This window comes from Actinokineospora alba, assembly GCF_004362515.1.
GTDB lineage: Bacteria > Actinomycetota > Actinomycetes > Mycobacteriales > Pseudonocardiaceae > Actinokineospora > Actinokineospora alba.
On the sequence record NZ_SNXU01000001.1, the window covers coordinates 1,271,122 to 1,289,757 of the forward strand.

Here is an 18,636-nt window from a genome sequence, read left to right on the forward strand (position 1 = left end):
AGGCGGATCTTGCTCCTTCCTGTAGGCGGCGACGATCCGCCCCATGGACGCGATGGCGGGGAATGACGCCGCATGCCACGTGGTGATGCCGCGCCGGCAGGCGTGGCACCCGCGAGCGGACGAGGGTGCGTTCGGCGACACCGCCGGCAGACGCTCACGGCCGATGGGCGGCTGCTCGCGACACCGACATGACAATGAGGCTTGACGGGCGGCGGCCCGCGACACGGCGGTGCGATATCGGGCGACTCCAAGGGTTGGCGATCGGGCGGCTGACGGCTAGGCGGCCAACAGCTCACAACTGATGGGGCGGCTCATCGCGACACCGACATGACAACGAGGCTTGACGGGCAGCGGCCCGCGACACGGCGGTGCGATATCGGGCGACTCCAAGGGTTAGCGATCGGGCGACTGACGACTAGGCGGCCAACAGCTCACAACTGATGGGGCGGCTCATCGCGACACCGACATGACAACGAGGCTTGACGGGCGGCGGCCCGCGACACGGCGGTGCGATATCCGGCGGCCGGCGGCTGGCGGCATCTACCAATACGGACTGCTGCGCTCGGGCACTGGGGCTTGATGGGACTTCACACTCACGACGCCGGCGGAATGACGACACTCGCGAGTGGCGTACCGCCATGTGTCGACCCCAATGTGGGCGGCGTGGCAACAGCGGGTGCGGTGGCTAAGGGTCCGCGGGTGCGTCGACAAGGAATGGCGAGAATGCTTGTGTCTCAACGGTTTTCATGGCTGGCCTCCTGACTTGACGATTCCAGGTTAGGTGGCGGGCAGCACCCTGTCATTGCCCCTTTAGCGTGGGGATGGACGTTTGACGACCAGCCTTTCGTGTGCTCCCCCGCTTAATTCGATTGCCGACCACCGCCGGGTGTCGCCATGCTTTCCCCATGACCATCCGACCCGTCGACCAGGTTCCCACCACCGATCCTCGCCCACTGTCCCTTGTGGACCTGACTGCCTGCCTCGAGCTCGCGGACAACCGCGAATGGCCGTACGAGGACCGCAAGTGGGACTTCCTGCTGCGGGTAGGCCAGGGATATGGAATCGTCGACGCGGCCGGGAAACTGGCCGCGTCGGCCGTTCTTACGCGGTTTGGCGGGGTGGCGGCGATCAGCATGGTGTTGGTGGCCGACCGGTATGAGGGACGCGGTCTCGGCAAGCGCATCATGCGGCACGTGATGGGCGAAGCGGGCGACAGCGTCGTGACGCTCTACGCGACCGATAAGGGCAGGCCGCTCTACGAAAAGCTTGGCTTCCAAGCGGTTTCCGGCTGCGAAGTTCTCCTCGGCGGCTTCACCGGGACCGCTCCGCACACCACGCGCCTGGCGACGGCGGACGACCTCCCGGCGATCCTCCGGTTGGACGCCGAGGTGCTCGGTGTCGACCGCACGCACGTCCTGGCCAGGCTGCCCGAGTACGCCGACCGCATCCGGGTCGTCGAGCGCGGCGGGGCCGTCACGGGGTACGCCGCCGCCAGCCGCGCCATGTCGACGCAGGACTACGCCCAGGTGGGGCCGGTGGTCGCCGACGACGAAGCGGACGCGCGGGCGCTCATCGCGGACCTGGCGGCAGGTGGCCGAATCCGCGTCGACCTCGACCCACGTCAGCCCGATCTGCTCGCGTGGGGCAAGGAAAATGGCCTGGAAGTCGTCTTCCAGGCCACTTCCATGGTCGTCGACGGCACACCCCTGCCAGGCGACCGCACCCGGCTGTTCGCCCCGCTGTTGCAGGCGATCGGCTAGACCAACCGCACCAGCATCTTGCCCGTGTTGCCGCCGCTGAGCAGCGACAGGAACGCCTCCGGCGCGTTGCGCAGGCCCTCGACCACCGTCTCCGTGTAGCGCAGTTCACCGGAGCGGACCCAGCCGCCGACCTCGCGGATGAAGTCCGCACGGCGGCCCGCGTGGTCGCTCACCAGCATGCCGCGCATGGTGATGCGCTTGCCGACGAGCTGCATGAGGTTGCGCGGCGCGGGCGTCGGCTCGGTCGCGTTGTAGAGCGAGATCATTCCGCAGACGGCGATGCGGCCGTGCACGTTCATGGCCGAGATCGCGGCTTCCAAGTGGTCACCGCCGACGTTGTCGAAGTACACGTCGATGCCGTCGGGCGCCGCCGCGGCCAGCTGCTCGCCGATCGGCGCGGCCTTGTAATCGAGTGCCGCGTCGAAGCCGAGGTCCAACAGGTGCTGGACCTTCTCCGGCCCGCCCGCACTGCCGATGACCCGCTTGGCACCGCGCAGCCGGGCTATCTGACCGACGAGCGACCCGACCGCTCCCGCGGCGGCGGAGACGAAAACCGTGTCACCCGTACGAAATTCCGCGACGTCGAGCAGACCGGCGTACGCGGTCAGGCCCGGCATTCCCAGCACACCAAGGTAAGCACCCAACGGTGCGACAGCCGGGTCGACCTTGGCGACCGCGTCCGCCCGGACGATCGCGTGGTCGCGCCACCCGAATCCGTGCAGCACGAAATCGCCCGGCACCAAAGAATCCACAGTGGACTCAAGTACCTCCCCCACCGCCCCGCCGTGCATCACCTCGCCGAGCGCATACGGCTCGGCGTAAGACTTCGCGGCGCTCATCCGTCCCCGCATGTACGGGTCGAGACTCATCACGTGGTTGCGCACCAGGACCTCACCGGCCGCCGGAGCGGGCAGTGCGGTCTCGACGAAGGCGAAGTTCTCCAGCCTCGGCACGCCCTTGGGCCTGCTGGCGAGATGCACTTCCAGGGCGGTGGTCATCAGCCCTCCAGTTCCCGCTTCAGGTTCGCGAGAAGCTCACCGTGGATGCGGCGCAGGCCCGCGGGGGCGAAGATCCGCTCGAAGAACCCGCCGACGCCGTTGGCGCCCTCCCACGTCGTGACGACCCGCACGGTGCTCGTGTCCCCGGACCCCTCGACGGTCCAGGTGCTGATCAGCGTGGAGTTCTTGTCGGCCTCGACCAACACGTCCGGCTGCGGCGCGCTGACCTCGACCAGGACGTCGCGGACCCGCTTCGCGGTGGCCTGCAGCGTCCAGTGCACGACCGTGCCCGGACCGGTGCCGCCGGAGCGGACCTCGTAGTCGCGGTAGTGCTCGGTGAGGATCTTCCCGCGCACGCCCGCGTAGTCCGCGACGGCGGCGCGAGCCTGCTCGACGGGGACATTGATCACCTGTTCGGCGACAGCCTGGACCTGGTTCATCGTTCTCCGTACCTCGAATCGGCGACGCCCGTACGCTACTCGCGTGCGGACTGAGATCACCGACCTGGACACGCTGCGCCGCCACCGCGCGGAGAACCGCGACCTGCGGGGAGTCGTGCTCGTCCGGCTCGACCTGACCGCCCGCGCGGACGACGCGCTGCTGCGCACAGCGCTGGACGGCGCCCTTCTGCTCGGCTGCCTCCTCACCCCGGAGGCCGCCAGGCGGGCCGAGGCGGCGGGCGCGCTGGCGTTCCCCGCCGTGCCGGACCTGCCCTACGACATGTACCGGTCGACCCTCTACACCGCCACGGAACTGTTCGACGGCTTCGACCCCGCCCGCCCGGAGTCCTACGCGGACACCCCGGACGCGCGAATCTACCGGCACACCAGGGAAACCAAGCTCGACCCGCTGCACGCGCTGACCGAGCGGCTGCACGACCACAGCATCTCCGAGGCGCTCGCCGACGCCATGACCGGCCACCCGGTGGCGGTGATGGGCGGCCACGCCCTGACCCGCGATTCCCCCGGTTACCGCGACGCGGTGGAACTCGGCGTCACCCTCGGCCAAGAGGGTTTCACCGTCCTGACCGGCGGCGGCCCGGGCGCGATGGAGGCCGTCCCGCTGGGCGTGCGGCTCTCCCACATGTCCTCTGTGGACTCTGTGAACGACGTGGTGCGCTCGCTCGCCATGGCGCCGAAGTTCGCGAGCGGCGCCACGGTCGACGCGAGCGAGATCGGCACCTGGCTGGCCGCGGGCCTGGCGGTCGACCTGCCCATCGACCACACCCCGCGCACCATCGGCATCCCCACGTGGTTCTACGGCCACGAGCCGCCCAACCCGTTCTGCGAGCTGCACGCGAAGTACTTCGCCAACTCGGTGCGCGAGGACGGCCTGCTGACCATCGCCACCGGCGGCATCGTCTACACGCCGGGCAGCGCGGGCACGGTCCAGGAGGTCTTCCAGGACTACACCCAGAACCACTACTCGTCGATCGGCCCACCGGCGCCGATGATCTTCCTGGGCAGCCGGTTCTGGAACGAGGACGTGCCCGCCGCTCCCCTGGTCCGCAAGCTCGCGCGCGGACGCGAGGCCGAGCCATGGATCATGGTCACCGACGACATCGACGAGGCCGTGACCCTGCTGCGGAGCTACGCCGAGTCAGTCCAGCAGGCCGGCGCGCTGCGCTAGGACCGCCGCGGTGACCCGGTTCGAGCAGCCGGTGGCCGCCAGGATCTCCGAGACGTAGCCGCGCACCGTCGAGTCCGACAAGCGCAGTTCCTCGGCGATCTCGTTGTTGCTGCGTCCCATGCCGACCAGCCGCAGCACGTCGCGCAGGCGCGCGGAGAGCCGGGCGACCTCGGCGGCGGCGCCGATGCGGTCGAGGTGGTGGGAGGCGAGGTGGCCCATCAGGTCGTGCGTCAGCGTCGGGTCGAGCACGGCCCCGCCGCGCGCCGCGACGCGGACCGCGCGCACCAGCTCGGCCGGGTCGACGTGCTTGAGCAGGAAGCCCTTCGCGCCGAGCCGCAGCGCGGATGCGACCGCCTGGTCGGCGTGGAACGTGGTGAGCACGACCACAGCGGGCATCGTGGGGAGCCTGCGCAGCTCGCGGAGCGCGTCCAGGCCGTCCATCCGGGGCATCTTCAAATCCAGCAGCAGGACGTCGAGGTCCTGGGTGCGGGCCAGCTGCAGCGCCTCGCCGCCGTCGGCTCCCTCACCGACGACCTGCAGGTCGGGGGCCGAGCTGAGGATCTTGGAGACGAACGCGCGCGCCATCGGCTCGTCGTCGACCACGCCTACGCGCACGGTGGCCCGCTCCGCGGTCAGACCGTCCACATCGAACTGCGCCGTCACGGCACGCCCCTTTCAAGGTTCTCTGGCAAATAGGACCTGACCAGGCATGTTCTCGGCTACCGACGTTCGTAGGTTCTTCAGCGGGCGAGGCCCTCGATGACCTCCGCGCCCGGCAGCGCGGCGAGCACGTCGCCGGGGACGAACAACTTGCTGCCGCGGATTCCGCTGCCGATGACAAGCTCGGGCGCGGCGGCGACAGCGGCGTCGATGAGCAGCGGCCAGTCGGCGGGCAGGCCGATCGGGGTGATGCCGCCGTAGGCCATGCCGGTCGCCTCGACCGCGCGGTCCATCGGCGCGAATGAGGCCTTGCGCACGTCGAGCCTGCGCCGGGCGACGCCGTTGACGTCGGCGCGGGTGGTGGCGAGCACCAGGCAGGCGGCGAGCCTCTCGTCGCCACCGCGCTTGCCGAGGACGACCACGCAGTTGGCCGACGCGGTGAGCGGGGAGCCGTAGGCGTCGCAGAACGCGGCGGTGTCGGCCAGGTCGGGATCGATGCGGGCCACGCCGACGCGGTCGGCGCCCGGCAGTGACGCAAGCGCTTTCGCGACCGGTTCGGCGAGCAGGTCGGCGTGGTCGAGGGCGGGGACGACGGTCAGGCTTCCGGCGATGTTCCAGCTCACGACTCCACATTAGCCACGGGCGTGGAGACGATCGGAAACCTGGGATGTATCCACCGGGCGGGAGCCGTCTCTTAGTAGTTGTGCGTAGAAACACTCAGCATGTGTAGAGGAGCCATTGATGGCACTGGTTCACCTGTCGGCGACGGACGCCGACGGGCCGACAGAGCTGCGCCGTGGCGACACGGTGGAGCTCCGGTTGCCGGAGTCGCTGAGCACCGGCTACCGGTGGCGCTGGCGACTGCCGGTGACGCTGCGGATGGTGGCCGACGAGCATGTGACGCACGCGGGCGCGAAGGTGGACATAGCGGGTTCGGCGGGCGTGCGCAGGCTCGCGTTCGACGTGACCGCGGCGGGTTCGCACGAACTCCGGGCCGAACTGGCCCGGCCATGGGAGGGCGAGGCGCAGCAGGCGCTCACCTTCATCCTCCACGCACTGTGACGAATGTCCGGGATGGGTTCATCAGTTTGGGTGAGGCGAATCTGGATGCGACGCATCGGCCCACTTCACAGCGATGTAACCATTGGCACGAGAATGCACAACCCCGGCAGACGGAAGATGGGGTGGGAGCGGTGACCGAGCTCCGCACGGTAGGGACCAATCCGCCCTGGGAAGGGCTGGAAGGGTCAGACCGGCACGCGGCCTGCATGATCGCGGCACGCGACGGCAACAAGGGCGCACTCGACGTTCTCGTGGCCGAGCTGACTCCGCTGGTCTGGCATGTGGCGCGCGGAACGGGCCTTGACCGGGCCGCGGCCGAAGACGTTGTGCAGACGGTCTGGCTGGCGCTGCTGCGTCACGTCGACCGCCTGCTTGAACCCCGCGCCCTGGTGGGCTGGCTCATCACGACCGCCCGCCGTGAGGCGAACCGGACCCGGCAGCGCGGGAACGGCCAGATCGAGCTGTCGCCGGAGATCGCCGAGCACGTGCTCAGCACCGAGCCGATGCCCGAGGCCGAGGTCCTGCGCGGCGAACGCGACAACAAGCTGTGGGCGGCTTTCCGCAAGCTCCCGCCGCGCTGCCAGGAGCTGCTGCGTCTGACGGTGCTGGCGGGCCGGGCCGAATACCGAGTGGTCGCCGACCGGATGGGGATGCCGCACGGCAGCATCGGCCCCACCCGCGGTCGGTGCCTGAACTCGTTGCGCGACATGTACGACAATGGGGACGGGGTCAAATGAGAACCAAGGACGAGTACGAGATGGAACCGGCCGAGCGGGACTACTGGCTGGCCCAGGTCGCCCATCTGGTCGATGACCTGGACCCGGTGCCCGTCGGTCTCGTCGAGCGGGCCCAGTTCGCCATCGCCATCGAGGACATCGACGCCGAGGTCGAGCTGGAGGCCGCGCGCTGGGCCGACCAGCGGCCGCTGGTCGGGGTGCGCAGCGGGGCGCCGGGGACGATCACGTTCTTCGTCGGCGACCTCACCGTCATGGTCAACGTGACCCGCACCGGCGAGCGTCAGCGCATCGACGGCTGGCTGGTGCCCGCGGGCGAGCACGGTGTCGAGGTCCGCGTCGCCGACCACGGGTCGACGGCGACGACCGCGGACGAGGGCGGCCGGTTCGTGCTGACCGAGGTGCCGCGTGGGACCACGCAGATCCTCGTGCGGATGAACGGCGGCAAGCCCCGCACGGTGGTCACGCCGACGGTCGTTCTCTGACTCGTCTATGACAGCTTGACCAGCGACGGTGGCAGCTCGTCGGCGTGGATCACGCCGACCTGCTGCGTCGCCCGGGTCAGCGCGACGTAGAGGTCGTTGAGGCCGCGCGGGGACTCGGCGACCACTTTCGCGGGTTCGACCAGCAGCACCGAGTCGAACTCCAGGCCCTTCGACTGGCGCACGGTCAGCACGACGACCTTGTTCTCCAGGTCGGGCTGGTCCCCCACCGCCGCGTCCGGCACGGACGCGACCACGGCCGCGCCGATCTCGGCGACCAACGACTCAGGAGCGAGGACGGCCAGCGTGCCGGGCCCGACGTTGTCGGCCGCCAGTCGCGCCACTGTCTCCGCTACCGCGTCGGCGTCGACCTTTCGCGTCCACGGCGGCACACCGGTCTCGCGGACCGAGCGCGGCGGCTCGACGTCGGCGGCCAGTTCGGCGAGAACGTCGGCGGCGACCGCCATGACCTCCGCGGGCGTGCGGTAGTTGACCGTCAACTCGGCCAGCCGCCAGCGGTCCTCGACGTACGGGGCGAGGGTGTCGGACCAGGAGTCGGCGCCTGCCAGGTCGCCGGTCTGGGCGACGTCGCCGACCAGCGTCATCGACCGCGAGGGACACCGGCGCATCAGGACCCGCCAGGCCATGGCGGAGAGTTCCTGGGCCTCGTCGACGATCACGTGGCCGAACGTCCAGCTGCGGTCCGCGGCGGCCCGCTCGGCGGCGGTCCGGTGGTCCTCGTCGTCGTGGCGGGCGGCGAGCCTGCCCGCGTCGATGAGGTCGTAGGCGGTGAGGATGTCGGGGTCGGCGTCGTCCTCCATCTGCAGGATGTCCAGGACGCCCTGGGCGTAGTCCTGCTCCTCGCGGCGGCGGCGGGCGGCCTCGGCTCGCTCGGCGGCGTCGTCGACACCGAGGAGTTCGGCGGCCTCGTCGAGCAGGGCGGCGTCGGCGGCGGTCCAGCCGAGACCGGGGTCGCGAAGCAGCAGGTCGCGCTCGGGGACGTCGGGCATCGCGGTGGCAAGGCGGTCGGGGCTCGCGTAGAGGTCGGACAGGAACTGCTGCGGGCTGAGCTGCGGCCACAGCTGCTCGATGGCGTCCCGCACCGCCTGTTCCTCGCCCAGCTCGCGGCGGATGTCGGCGAGGTCGGCCTCGTCGAGGAACTCGGCGCCGAGGCGTTCGGCCTCCTGCCGGGCCAGCGCGGCGATGATCTCGCCCGCGAAGATCGGACGGGCCTCGTTGTGGGTTCGCCGGGAGCGTCTGGCGCGGTTTCGGGCGGCGGCGACGGTGTCGCGGTCGAGGACCATCTCCTCGCGTTCGACCACCAGGACCATCGGCTCCTCGGGCAGCTCCTGGCGGTCTTTGACCGCTCGGCGCAACGCGTCGACCATCGTCAGGCGGCCCTTGATCTCGGCCGCCTCGGCGGGCTCGGGGCGGGTGCCGTTCTCGCCGGGGTAGAGCTCGCCGACGGTCTGCAGCAGCACGCCGGTCTCACCGAGGGACGGGAGCACCTGGCCGATGTAGCGCAGGAAGGTCGCGTTGGGGCCGATGATCAGCACGCCGCGGCGGGAGAGCTGCTCGCGGAAGGTGTAGAGCAGGTACGCGGCACGGTGCAGGGCGACCGCGGTCTTGCCGGTGCCGGGGCCGCCCTGGACGACGAGGACCCCGTTGAGGCCAGAGCGGATGATCTCGTCCTGCTCGGCCTGGATGGTCTCGACGATGTCGCCCATCCGGCCGGTGCGGCTCGCGTTGAGGGCGGAGAGGAGGGCGACCTCGCCGGTCACGCCCTCGTGGAAGTGCTGCTCGCCCGCGCCGAGGTCGAGGACCTCGTCGTCGACGCCGGTGACCTTGCGGCGGCTGGTCCGGATGTGGCGGCGCCTGCGCACGCCGTCCGGGGAGGCGGCGGTGGCCAGGTAGAACGGCCGGGCGGCGGGGGCGCGCCAATCGAGCAGGAGCGGCTCGTAATCGTCTTCCTCATCGAAAAGGCCGATGCGGCCGATATAGCTGCGGCTTTCATCGGAGAAGTCGAGCCTGCCGAAACACAGGCCGTTCTCGACGGCGTTGTAATGCGCCAGCCGCTCACCGTAATGAACGGTGGCGGCGTCGCGCTGGGTCATTGCCTGCGGATTGCTGCTGGTCTCACGCAGGGTCTTGGCCAGGCGGGTGTCCGCGTCAGCGCGGAGATCGTCGAGGTGCGCGTAGAGCAGGGATACGTATTCCTGCTCACCGTCGATCTCGGTTGACAAACGCCCTCCACTTGCCATATAATTCATTTCATCGGCACCCTTATGGGTGCCATTCTTGTGCGAACGTCAAATATAGCGTGACTATTCCGCTATTTCAGCCGCCGGGTCGGGTCAATCCGTCCGTGGCCGCGTCCCGGCTCAGCACGACACCGTCGGTGCGTTCGATCGCTTGTTCCTTGCGCGCGGCCGACACCTCAGTGTCGCTGGTGAGGTCGCGCAGCCGGATCGGCGGTCCCAGGTCGACCAGCGTCGGCAGGTACTCGGCCTTGTCGACGGTCCAGCCCTGGGCCGACTTCACGAAGCGGAACCGGGCGAGGACGCCTTCCTCGGTCGTCCCTTTCGGCTCCTCGTGCTTGGCGACCTGGTTGCCGAGGCCGTAGGTGACCCACTTGCCGTTGATCCGCTCGAACGGCTGCACCACGTGCGCGTGGTGGCCGATGATCACGTCGATCGACGGGTCGCCGAGCAGCCGCTGGGCGATCTTGCGCTGGTCGGCGTTCGGTTCGTGCTTGCCCTCGGTGCCCCAGTGGATGCTCGCGACGACCACCTCGGCGCCGGCTTCCCGGGCCCGCTTGGCCTCGGCGATGACCGCCGCGGGGTCCAGGAGGTTGGCCATCCAGGGCGTGGGGCGGGTCGTGCCCTTGTTGAAGGCGAAGGTGTAGGACACGAAGCCGACCTTGACCCCGGCGACGTCCCGGACCAGCGGTTTCGCCGCCTCAGCGGCCGAGCGGGCTGACCCGGTGTGCGCGATCTTGGCTTCATCGAGGGCGTCGAGGGTGGTGGCGACGCCCTCGGCGCCCTGGTCCATGGTGTGGTTCGAGGCGGTCGAGCAGACGTCGAATCCGCTGTCGGCCAGCCCGGTGGCGACCTCGGGCGGGGCGTAGAAAGTCGGGTAGCCCTTGAACGGCCCCTTGGCGGTGGCGATGGGGACTTCGAGGTGGCAGAGGGCGAGGTCGGCCTGGTCGAGGACGGGCTTGATCCCCGCGAAGAGGGGCGCGTAGTCGCGCTTGCCGTTGCCGTCCTCGGTGGCCTGCTCGGTGAGGGCGGGGTGGATGAGCACATCGCCGCCTGCGATCAGGGTGAAGGAGTCGACGGGAGCGGCCGCGGACGTCGTCGGCCGAGGCGCGGACGAAGGGGCGGAGGCCGCGGAGGGGACGGGGGCGACCTCGGTGCACCCGGCCACTGTGAGCAGGGCACAACTGATCAGGCCAGCGGTGACTCGGCTCCTGCGCACGGTCGGCACGGTACTGGACCTGTGGTCGCGGCGGACGAACGGCTGGGGGCACGCGGGCACGCTCGTGTGCCCAGCCTGCTCGGGTTGGCGCGGCGCGCAGTGCGGATGGTCAGCGTCTGCGGCGGAGGATCACCACCAATGCGACCACCAGCGCGGCGACCGCGGCGGGGAGCAGGCGTTTCTTCAAGGAGTGGGTTGCGATCTCCATGAGGTCGATGGGTTCGGTCTCGAACTCGGGGACCGCGCGCAGCGTGCGGGATGGGGTTGGTTGGGTGGGAATCTCTGGGGCTTCTCGCTCGTCGGTCTTCGTGGGGGATGAGGTGGCGGCGGTGGGCCGCGGTTGACCGGTCGCGGATGGGGTGGCGACGGTTGAAGGTCGGTTGGGGGCGGATGGTGCAGTGGGGATGGTGGCGGATACCGGCAGGTCGGCGGGCTGGGCGGGCTGCCCAGCTTGGGCAGCCTGCGTGGCTTGTCCGGAGGGCTGCGCGGATCGGGAAGGCTCCCCGGATCGGGTGGACTGCCCGGCCTGGGCGGGTTGGACGGACTGGACGGGTTGGGTGGACTGCCCGGCCTGGGCGGGTTGGGCGGACTTCCCGGCCTGGGCGGACTGGACGGGTTGGGCGGACTTCCCGGCCTGGGCGGACTGGACGGGTTGGGCGGACTTCCCGGCCTGGGCGGGTTGGGCGGACTGCCCGGCCTGGGTGGGCTGTGCGGGTTTGGGGGCGAGCTTTTTCGCGAGGCAGTCGGCGAAGGTGTTGAGGATCTTGGTGCCCACCTCGGAGATCAAGCCTCGGCCGAACTGGGCGGGCTTTCCGGTGATGGCCAGGTCGGTGCGGACTTCCCCGTCGGTGTTCGTTCCGTTTTCGACGAGGGTGACCGTGACGGTCGCCGTGGCGGTGCCGTTGCCCCGGGAGTCCTTTCCGGACGCCTTGATGGTGGTCCGGTGGGCGTCCTCGTCCGTCTCGACGAACTCGCCCGATCCCTTGTACAGCAACGAGATCGGGCCCACCTTCACCTTCACCGTGCCGGTGAAGGTGGTGCCCGAGTACTCGGTCAGGGTGGCGCCCGGCATGCAGGGCGCCACCCGTTCGGGGTCCATGAGGGCGGCCCAGACGGTGTCGATGTCGGCTGGGACCGTGAACCGGTGCTCCAACTGCACGAGACTTTCCTCCTAGACGCCCGCTGCGGCGGTCAGGGCGCGCGAGGTGAGGACGCGCGCGAGGTGTTGGCGGTAGGCGGGATCGGCGTTGCCGTCGGTGGTGGGTGAGGTGCCTTCGGCGGCGTGTTCGGCGGCTGCCTTGAGGTTCTCGGCGGTGGCCTGTTTGCCGATCAAGGCGTCCTCCACCGCGGTGGCGCGGATCGGGACCGACGCCATGTTGGTCAAGGCGATGCGGGCCTCGGCGATCTTTCCCGCCTCGGCGCGGACCATGGCGGCGACGCCGACGATGGACCATGCCTGGGCCACACGGTGGAACTTCTCGTAGTGGGCGGTCCAGTCGGTGTGTTTCGGGACGTGGACCTCGACGAGGATTTCGTCCTGGTGCAAGGCGGTGGTGAAGAAGTCGACGAAGAAGTCGGCCGCAGAGACCGTGCGTCGACCGTCCATTCCGGACACGATGAAGCGCGCGTCGAGGGCCAGCGCGGGGGCGAGCAGGTCCCCGGCCGGGTCGGCGTGGGCCAGTGACCCGCCGAACGTGCCGCGGTGGCGGACCTGCGGGTCGGCCACCGTGTCGGTGGCGAGCTTGATCAGTTCGGCGTGTTCGGCGACCAGTGGATCGCTCTGAATGTCGTAGTGGGTGGTCATCGCGCCGATCACGAGGTGGTCGCCGCCGTCGCGGACGCCGCGCATCTCCGGGATCCGGCCGAGGTCGATGAGCTTGGTCGGCGCGGCCAGGCGCATGCGCAGGACGGGCAGCAGGCTTTGGCCGCCCGCGATCACCTTGGCCTCGTCGCCCGCCTCGGCCAGGGCGCGCACGGCGCTGTCGACCGTGGTGGGTGCGACGTAGTCGAAAGCCGCCGGGATCATCGCGAACCTCCAGCCGTGTCGATCGAGCCGAGCCCGCCGCCCGCTTCGCCGCGGATGCCGCTCTCGGCCGTGGACGCGCCGTGGATCGCCGACCAGACGCGCATGGGGGTGCAGGGCATCGGGATGTCGCGGACACCCAGGTGCCGGACGGCGTCGATCACGGCGTTGACCACCGCCGGTGTCGACGCGATGGTGCCCGCCTCGCCGACTCCCTTGACACCCAACGAGTTCGTCGTCGACGGGCTCACCGTGCGGTCGGTGACGAACGACGGCAGGTCGGCCGCGGACGGAACCAGGTAGTCGGCGAAGGTGCCCGTGGTGAGGGTGCCGGTCTCGTCGTGGATGGCCTCCTCGTAGAGGGCCTGCGCCAGCCCTTGGGCGAGACCGCCGTGGACCTGGCCGTCGACGATCATCGGGTTGATGACCTTGCCGATGTCGTCCACGCACACGTACTTGCGGATCTTCACGTGCCCGGTCTCGGTGTCGACCTCCGTGGCGCACAGGTGGGTGCCGTGCGGGAAGGAGAAGTTCTCCGGGTCGAACGTCGCTTCCGCGTCGAGGGACGGTTCCATGCCGTCGGGCAGGTCGTGGGCGGCGAACACGGCGAGCGCGACGTCGGTGATGCCGGTGGACTTGGCGGTCCCGCGGACGGTGAACTGGCCGCCTGCGAACTCGAGGTCGTCCTCGGCGCACTCCATCAGGTGGGCGGCGATCTTGCGGGCCTTCGCGATCACCTTCTCCCCCGCCTTGAGCACGGCCATCGCGCCGACGGTCAGCGAGCGGGAGCCGTAGGTGTCCATCCCCCTGGCCGAGATCTGGGTGTCGCCGTGCAGCACCTCGATGTCGTCGAACGGCACGCCGAGCTGGTCGGCGACGATCTGGCTCCACGCCGTCTCGTGGCCCTGGCCGTGCGGCGACGAGCCGGTGACCACCTCGACCTTGCCGCTGGGCAGCATGCGGATCGCCGCGTGTTCCCAACCGCCCGCGCCGTAGGCCAGCGAGCCGAGGACCCGCGAGGGCGCGAGTCCGCACATCTCGGTGAACGTCGACGTGCCGATGCCGAGCTGGACGACATCGCCGCGGCGGCGCCGTTCCTGTTGCTCGGCGCGCAGGCCGTCGTAGTCGAAGAGTTCCTTCGCGCGGGCGGTCGCCGCCTCGTAGTCGCCGGAGTCGTACGTCATCCCGGCGACGGTGGTGAAGGGGAACTCGTCGTTCTTGATCCAGTTCTTCTCGCGGACCTCGATCGGGTCCAGGTCCAGTTCGGCGGCGAGTTCGTCCATCAGGCGCTCGATGGCGAAGGTCGCCTCCGGCCTGCCCGCACCGCGGTAGGCGTCGGTCGGGGTCTTGTTCGTGAAGACGTTGGTGCAGGCGAAGTGGTATGCCGGGATCTTGTAGATCGCGTTGAACATGAACGCGCCCAGGATCGGCACGCCCGGCGTGACCAGGCGCAGGTAGGCGCCCATATCGGCGAGGAGTTCGACCTTGAGGCCGGTCACCGTGCCGTCGCGGCGGGCGGCGAGGGTGAGCTTCTGGAGCTGGTCGCGGCCGTGGTGGGCCGACACCAGTGATTCCGAGCGGGACTCGGTCCACTTCACCGGCTTGCCCAGCCGCTTGGCGGCGAGCAGGCAGACGACTTCTTCGGGCGTGACCTGGAGTTTGCCGCCGAAGCCGCCGCCGACGTCGGGGGCGATGACGCGGATCTTGTGCTCGGGCGTGTTCGTGGTCAGCGCGAGCATGAGCCGCAGGATGTGCGGGATCTGCGTCGAGGACCACATCGTGAGCTGCTCGCCGGTCGGGTCGACCACGACCGAGCGCGGCTCCATGAACGACGGGATCAGCCGCTGCTGGCGGAAGGTGCGCTCGATCAGCACCTCCGCGCCGGCGATGGCCTCCTCGACGTCGGACCCGGTGCCCGCCTCGGCCGAGTCGAACACCCACAGCGCGGACTTGTTGGTGTCCAGGTCCGGGTGCACGAGGTCGGCGTCGTCGATGGCGGTGGCCAGGTCGAGCACCACGGGCAACTCGTCGTAGTCGACGTCGATGACCTCCAGCGCGTCGTGCGCCTCGGCCTTGCTGCGGGCGATCACCACGGCGACCGCCTCGCCGGCGAAGTTGACCGTGTCGACCGCCAGGGACGGCGCGGGCGGCGCCTTCTGGTCCTCGGTGATCGGCCACGCGCACGGCAGGCTGCCCTGCTCGTCGGCGATGTCCGCGCCGGTCAGGATCGCGATGACGCCCGGCTTGGACTTGGCGGCGGCGGTGTCGATCGACGCGATTCGCGCGTGGGCGGAGGTGCTGCGCAGGAAGGCCACGTGCAGCAGCCCGGGCAGCGTCACGTTGTCGGTCCACCGGGTGCGGCCGGTGATCAGGCGGGCGTCCTCTTTGCGGAGGCGGGACCGGCCGACCTCCGGTTCGACGGTCGCGGTCATCGCTCGCCTCCGGAGACCTGGCTCTTCGTGCGGCTGACGTGCGGCTCGGAGACCCGCTCGACGTCGGGTCCGGCGCCCGGCCGCATCTGGTGGGCGGCGTCGCGGACGGCCTTGACGATGTTCTGGTACCCGGTGCAGCGACACAGGTTGCCTTCGAGGCCGTGGCGGACGGCGGCTTCGTCGGGGTCGGGGTTGTCGGCGAGGAGGTCGATCGCCTGCATGATCATTCCGGGCGTGCAGAACCCGCACTGCAGCGCGTGGTTGTCGTGGAAGGCCTGCTGGACCGGGTGGAGCTTGCCGTCGCGGGCCAGCCCTTCGATGGTGGTGACCTCGCTGCCGTGGGCCTGGACGGCGAGCACGGAACAGGACTTCACGCTGTGGCCGTCCAGGTGGACGGTGCAGGAGCCGCAGTTGCTGGTGTCGCAGCCGACGACGGTGCCGACCTTGCCGAGCTTGTCGCGCAGGTAGTGCACGAGCAGCTGGCGGGGCTCGACGTCGTCGGCGTACTCGATGCCGTCGACGGTGACGGTGATGCGCATCGTGCCTCCAAGCGAACACGCCCGCTGGGGCTGGGCTGGCGGAGAACGGACCGAACCCAGATGTGCGTGACTGGGCTCACATCCGAGCGTGCCCCTCTTCCCTGCGCCTCACAACCCCACCTGGCCTGCCTGTGGACAACTCCGCCCGCCGTCACCGGATCGAGGTGACTTAGTGGATGCGCCCCGACAGCTCGGCGAGGCGCTGGCCCTGCCTGCCCCAGCGCAGCGCGATGATCTCCGCCGCGATCGACACCGCCGTCTCCTCCGGGGTGCGGGCACCGAGGTCCAGGCCGATCGGGGACGACAGCGCAGACAGCTCGCTCTCGGTCAGGCCCGCTTCGCGCAGCCTGTTCATCCGGTCGTCGTGGGTGCGTCGGGAGCCCATGGCCCCGACATAGGCGAGCTTGCCCCGGAGAGCGACCTCCAGGACCGGCACGTCGAACTTCGGGTCGTGGGTCAGGACCGTGACCACGGTCCGCGAGTCGACCCGGCCCGCCGCCAGCTCGGCGGCGAGATAGCGGTGCGGCCAGTCGACGACGACCTCGTGCGCGCCCGGGAACCGGGTCGTCGTGGCGAAGACCGGGCGGGCGTCGCAGACGGTGACGCGGTAGCCGAGGTAGGTGCCGAGCCGGGCCATGGCGGCGGCGAAGTCGATCGCGCCGAAGACGAGCATGCGCGGGGGCGGCTCGAAGGAGTTCACGAATACCGACAGGCCCTCGCCGCGCCGTTCGCCGTCGGTGCCGTAGACCAGGGTTCCGCTGCGGCCGCTGGCGAGCAGCCCTCGCGCGTCGTCGGCGATGGCGTCGTCGATGCGCGCCGACCCCGTGGAACCCGCTACGCGATCCGGCCAGATGACGATGCGCGCGCCCACGAGAGTCGGGTGGGCGACCACAGTCGCGACGGCGACCGGCACCTCGGCGTGGACGGCCTCGGCCAGCGCGGGCAACTCCGGGAAGCTGTCCCGGTCGATCCGCTCGACGTAGATGTCGATGATCCCGCCGCAGGTCAGACCCACGGCGAACGCGTCGTCGTCGCTGACCCCGTAGCGCTGCAGCATGGGCTGACCGGTTTCCAGCACCTCGCGGCCGACCTCGTAGACCGCGCCCTCGACACACCCGCCGGACACGCTGCCGGTGACCGTGCCGTCCGCGGCGACCATCATCGACGCCCCGGCGGAGCGGGGCGCGGAGGAGAACGTGGCCACCACGGTGCCGACGGCAACCGCCTCGCCCGCCTCGTAGCGACGCATGACCTCGTCGAGCACGTCACGCACGGCGCACCTCCTGGAGCAGACGGTCCAATGTGGCCAGGCTATGTCCCGCGAGCAACCGGTGGACATGGGGCAGCGCGACGGCGATCCCGGACTGCACGGGCTGGTACATGTCCGCGCCCGCGTGCGGGTTCACCCAGAACACCCGGTGCGCGAGCCTGCCCAGCCGCGCCATCTGCTCGCCGAGCAGCCGCGGATCCCCGCGTTCCCAGCCATCGGAGAACACGACGACGACAGCCTGCCGGGCAGCACCGCGCTGTCCCCAGCGGTCCAGGAACGCCCGGAGGGTCTCGCCGAGCCGGGTTCCGCCCGCGAAATCCGGCACCGCGCGAGCCGCCGCGGCCAGGGCGAACTCGGGGTCGCGCTGGCGGAGTTGCCTGGTCAGACGGGTCAGGCGGGTGCCGAGGGTGAAGACCTCCACCGGGGAGCGCCGGGCCATCGCGTGGGCGAAGCGCAGCAGCGCGTCGGCGTAGGGCGACATCGAACCGGAGACGTCGATCAGCAGGACGATCCGGCGCGGTCGGCTGCGCCTGCGTTTGCGCGCGAGGCGGACGGTCTCCCCACCGGCGGCCCGCATCGCGCGAAGCGTGCGGTGGCTGTCGATCGGGCCGCGCCGGTCGGGCCGCCAGCGCGCCGCCCGGCGCAGCGGCGGGTCGGGCCGCAGCAGGGCGATGAGTTCGCGCAGGTGGGCGCGTTCGGCCGCGGTCAGTTCGGACACGTCGCGGTGGCGTAGGACCTCGGTGTCGCTCGCCGTGCGGTCGACGTCGCGGACCTCCGAGGAGGAACCCGCTCCTAGATCACCCAGCGGACTGAGACGGCTGCGCTGGATCGCGGGCGGGCCCGGCGCGCGCGGGCGTGGGGCGGCCCCGGTGAACCAGGCGTGGAACGCGGCGTCGTAGCGCGGGAGGTCGTCCGGCTCACCGCACAGGGTGACCCGGCCCGCCCAGTAGAGCTGCCCGACCTGCGCGGGGTCGAGTTCGGCGACGGCGTCGAGGTAGGCCCGGACCCGGCCAGGACCGCAGGCCACACCGGCCTCGCGCACCGCGGCGGCGAAGCCGACCAGCCCCGGAAGTGGGTCCACCCACCCAGTCTGCGCCTCAGGCGACCTCGGCGACGAGGCCGGTGAGGACGTCACGGCAGTCGGCGAGCACCTTCTTGCCCCGCTTGGTGGTCCGGTAGAGCCGCACCCGCCTGCCGTCGGCGATCTCGCCGCGCGACTTCAGCAGGCCGGCTTCCTGCATGCGGTGCAGCAGCGGATAGAGCGTGCCGGGTGAGACGCGGTAGCCGTGGTTGGTCAGTTCGGCGGTGAGCCAGGCGCCGTGCACCTCGTCGCCGGCGGCGTACTGGAGCACGCGCAGCCGCAGCGCGCCGTTCTTGAAGTCTCGGACCACATCCATCGGCTCACGATATCGCACCTCGATATCGGAATCCGACTTTTTGGCGATCTGCGTTGGCAGCAAGATAACCAGCCTTGAAATCGTGATCCGATATCAGAACCCGAGTACTGAATCGTTGACACGACGGTGTGAAACCCGCCACGCGGAGGAGTTAAGAACGCGCGGAAAGTTGG

At 70.3% G+C, this 18,636-nt stretch carries 18 protein-coding genes; 5 read left to right on the top strand and 13 right to left on the bottom strand.

Annotated features, from left to right (window positions below):
- Nucleotides 1-905 precede the first annotated feature (905 nt).
- Nucleotides 906-1,760, top strand: a complete 855-nt coding sequence (locus tag C8E96_RS06030) for a GNAT family N-acetyltransferase (RefSeq protein ID WP_091375824.1) — start codon at nt 906-908, stop codon at nt 1,758-1,760.
- Here the strand turns inward: C8E96_RS06030 and C8E96_RS06035 are convergent.
- Both C8E96_RS06035 and C8E96_RS06040 read right to left on the bottom strand, forming a co-directional pair.
- A complete protein-coding gene (locus C8E96_RS06035; protein ID WP_091375828.1) occupies nt 1,757-2,758 on the bottom strand; it encodes an NADP-dependent oxidoreductase in 1,002 nt (333 codons plus the stop codon). The two genes, C8E96_RS06030 and C8E96_RS06035, sit on opposite strands and share 4 nt — an antisense overlap.
- A complete protein-coding gene (locus C8E96_RS06040) occupies nt 2,758-3,198 on the bottom strand; it encodes an SRPBCC family protein (protein ID WP_091375831.1) in 441 nt (146 codons plus the stop codon). Before C8E96_RS06040 ends, C8E96_RS06035 begins: the two co-directional genes overlap by 1 nt.
- 43 nt (nt 3,199-3,241) lie before the next feature.
- Here C8E96_RS06040 and C8E96_RS06045 point away from each other — a divergent pair, with 43 nt between their 5' ends.
- On the top strand, nt 3,242-4,387 hold the full coding sequence (locus C8E96_RS06045; RefSeq protein WP_091375834.1) for an LOG family protein: 1,146 nt from the start codon (nt 3,242-3,244) through the stop codon (nt 4,385-4,387).
- Here C8E96_RS06045 and C8E96_RS06050 read toward each other — a convergent pair.
- Together C8E96_RS06050 and C8E96_RS06055 are read right to left on the bottom strand one after the other, a co-directional pair.
- Nucleotides 4,358-5,050 carry a response regulator gene (locus C8E96_RS06050; RefSeq protein ID WP_228769926.1) on the bottom strand — a complete coding sequence of 231 codons (693 nt, stop codon included), beginning with the start codon at nt 5,048-5,050 and terminating at the stop codon, nt 4,358-4,360. The genes C8E96_RS06045 and C8E96_RS06050 overlap by 30 nt on opposite strands.
- A 77-nt stretch (nt 5,051-5,127) precedes the next feature.
- A complete protein-coding gene (locus tag C8E96_RS06055; protein WP_091375836.1) occupies nt 5,128-5,670 on the bottom strand; it encodes a YbaK/EbsC family protein in 543 nt (180 codons plus the stop codon).
- Between the two features lie 118 nt (nt 5,671-5,788).
- Between C8E96_RS06055 and C8E96_RS06060 the strand changes: the two genes are divergently transcribed.
- The 3 genes from C8E96_RS06060 to C8E96_RS06070 all read left to right on the top strand — a co-directional run bounded on the left by C8E96_RS06060 (nt 5,789) and on the right by C8E96_RS06070 (nt 7,328).
- The gene (locus C8E96_RS06060) at nt 5,789-6,109 is read left to right on the top strand and encodes a protease inhibitor I42 family protein (RefSeq protein ID WP_091375839.1); all 321 of its coding nucleotides are present in this window, start codon (nt 5,789-5,791) and stop codon (nt 6,107-6,109) included.
- 131 nt (nt 6,110-6,240) lie between these two features.
- Nucleotides 6,241-6,846 carry an RNA polymerase sigma factor gene (locus C8E96_RS06065; protein ID WP_166657888.1) on the top strand — a complete coding sequence of 202 codons (606 nt, stop codon included), beginning with the start codon at nt 6,241-6,243 and terminating at the stop codon, nt 6,844-6,846.
- On the top strand, nt 6,843-7,328 hold the full coding sequence (locus C8E96_RS06070) for a carboxypeptidase regulatory-like domain-containing protein (RefSeq protein ID WP_407642606.1): 486 nt from the start codon (nt 6,843-6,845) through the stop codon (nt 7,326-7,328). Before C8E96_RS06065 ends, C8E96_RS06070 begins: the two co-directional genes overlap by 4 nt.
- Nucleotides 7,329-7,333: 5 nt before the next feature.
- Here C8E96_RS06070 and C8E96_RS06075 read toward each other — a convergent pair whose 3' ends face one another.
- The 9 genes from C8E96_RS06075 to C8E96_RS06115 all read right to left on the bottom strand — a co-directional run bounded on the left by C8E96_RS06075 (nt 7,334) and on the right by C8E96_RS06115 (nt 18,463).
- The gene (locus tag C8E96_RS06075) at nt 7,334-9,595 is read right to left on the bottom strand and encodes a HelD family protein (RefSeq protein ID WP_091375846.1); all 2,262 of its coding nucleotides are present in this window, start codon (nt 9,593-9,595) and stop codon (nt 7,334-7,336) included.
- 67 nt (nt 9,596-9,662) lie between these two features.
- Entirely contained in the window at nt 9,663-10,802 is a 1,140-nt protein-coding gene (locus C8E96_RS06080; protein ID WP_228769927.1) for a CapA family protein, read from the bottom strand.
- A 109-nt stretch (nt 10,803-10,911) separates the two neighbouring features.
- Nucleotides 10,912-11,961, bottom strand: coding sequence for an SRPBCC family protein (locus C8E96_RS34580; RefSeq protein ID WP_091375849.1), 1,050 nt, complete (start codon nt 11,959-11,961; stop codon nt 10,912-10,914).
- A 12-nt stretch (nt 11,962-11,973) separates the two neighbouring features.
- Nucleotides 11,974-12,828 carry an FAD binding domain-containing protein gene (locus C8E96_RS06090; protein WP_091375852.1) on the bottom strand — a complete coding sequence of 285 codons (855 nt, stop codon included), beginning with the start codon at nt 12,826-12,828 and terminating at the stop codon, nt 11,974-11,976.
- Nucleotides 12,825-15,257 carry a xanthine dehydrogenase family protein molybdopterin-binding subunit gene (locus tag C8E96_RS06095; RefSeq protein WP_091375854.1) on the bottom strand — a complete coding sequence of 811 codons (2,433 nt, stop codon included), beginning with the start codon at nt 15,255-15,257 and terminating at the stop codon, nt 12,825-12,827. The genes C8E96_RS06090 and C8E96_RS06095 overlap by 4 nt, the downstream gene beginning before the upstream one ends.
- A complete protein-coding gene (locus tag C8E96_RS06100; protein WP_091375857.1) occupies nt 15,254-15,796 on the bottom strand; it encodes a (2Fe-2S)-binding protein in 543 nt (180 codons plus the stop codon). Before C8E96_RS06100 ends, C8E96_RS06095 begins: the two co-directional genes overlap by 4 nt.
- A 169-nt stretch (nt 15,797-15,965) precedes the next feature.
- Entirely contained in the window at nt 15,966-17,069 is a 1,104-nt protein-coding gene (locus C8E96_RS06105) for an XdhC family protein (RefSeq protein WP_091375859.1), read from the bottom strand.
- Nucleotides 17,062-18,147: a vWA domain-containing protein gene (locus C8E96_RS06110; RefSeq protein WP_091375861.1), complete on the bottom strand. Its 1,086-nt coding sequence runs from the start codon at nt 18,145-18,147 to the stop codon at nt 17,062-17,064. The genes C8E96_RS06105 and C8E96_RS06110 overlap by 8 nt, the downstream gene beginning before the upstream one ends.
- Before the next feature lie 16 nt (nt 18,148-18,163).
- The gene (locus C8E96_RS06115) at nt 18,164-18,463 is read right to left on the bottom strand and encodes a PadR family transcriptional regulator (protein WP_091375864.1); all 300 of its coding nucleotides are present in this window, start codon (nt 18,461-18,463) and stop codon (nt 18,164-18,166) included.
- Nucleotides 18,464-18,636 lie beyond the last annotated feature (173 nt).

What these genes read in the sequence shown, in the direction of transcription:
- C8E96_RS06030 (WP_091375824.1), top strand. Translation starts at nt 906, where the DNA reads ATGACCATCCGACCCGTCGACCAGGTTCCCACCACCGATCCTCGCCCA.
- C8E96_RS06070 (WP_407642606.1), top strand. Translation starts at nt 6,843, where the DNA reads ATGAGAACCAAGGACGAGTACGAGATGGAACCGGCCGAGCGGGACTAC.
- C8E96_RS06115 (WP_091375864.1), bottom strand. Translation starts at nt 18,463, where the DNA reads ATGGATGTGGTCCGAGACTTCAAGAACGGCGCGCTGCGGCTGCGCGTG.
- C8E96_RS06035 (WP_091375828.1), bottom strand. Translation starts at nt 2,758, where the DNA reads ATGACCACCGCCCTGGAAGTGCATCTCGCCAGCAGGCCCAAGGGCGTG.
- C8E96_RS06100 (WP_091375857.1), bottom strand. Translation starts at nt 15,796, where the DNA reads ATGCGCATCACCGTCACCGTCGACGGCATCGAGTACGCCGACGACGTC.
- C8E96_RS06095 (WP_091375854.1), bottom strand. Translation starts at nt 15,257, where the DNA reads ATGACCGCGACCGTCGAACCGGAGGTCGGCCGGTCCCGCCTCCGCAAA.
- C8E96_RS06075 (WP_091375846.1), bottom strand. Translation starts at nt 9,595, where the DNA reads ATGAATTATATGGCAAGTGGAGGGCGTTTGTCAACCGAGATCGACGGT.
- C8E96_RS06060 (WP_091375839.1), top strand. Translation starts at nt 5,789, where the DNA reads ATGGCACTGGTTCACCTGTCGGCGACGGACGCCGACGGGCCGACAGAG.
- C8E96_RS06040 (WP_091375831.1), bottom strand. Translation starts at nt 3,198, where the DNA reads ATGAACCAGGTCCAGGCTGTCGCCGAACAGGTGATCAATGTCCCCGTC.
- C8E96_RS06090 (WP_091375852.1), bottom strand. Translation starts at nt 12,828, where the DNA reads ATGATCCCGGCGGCTTTCGACTACGTCGCACCCACCACGGTCGACAGC.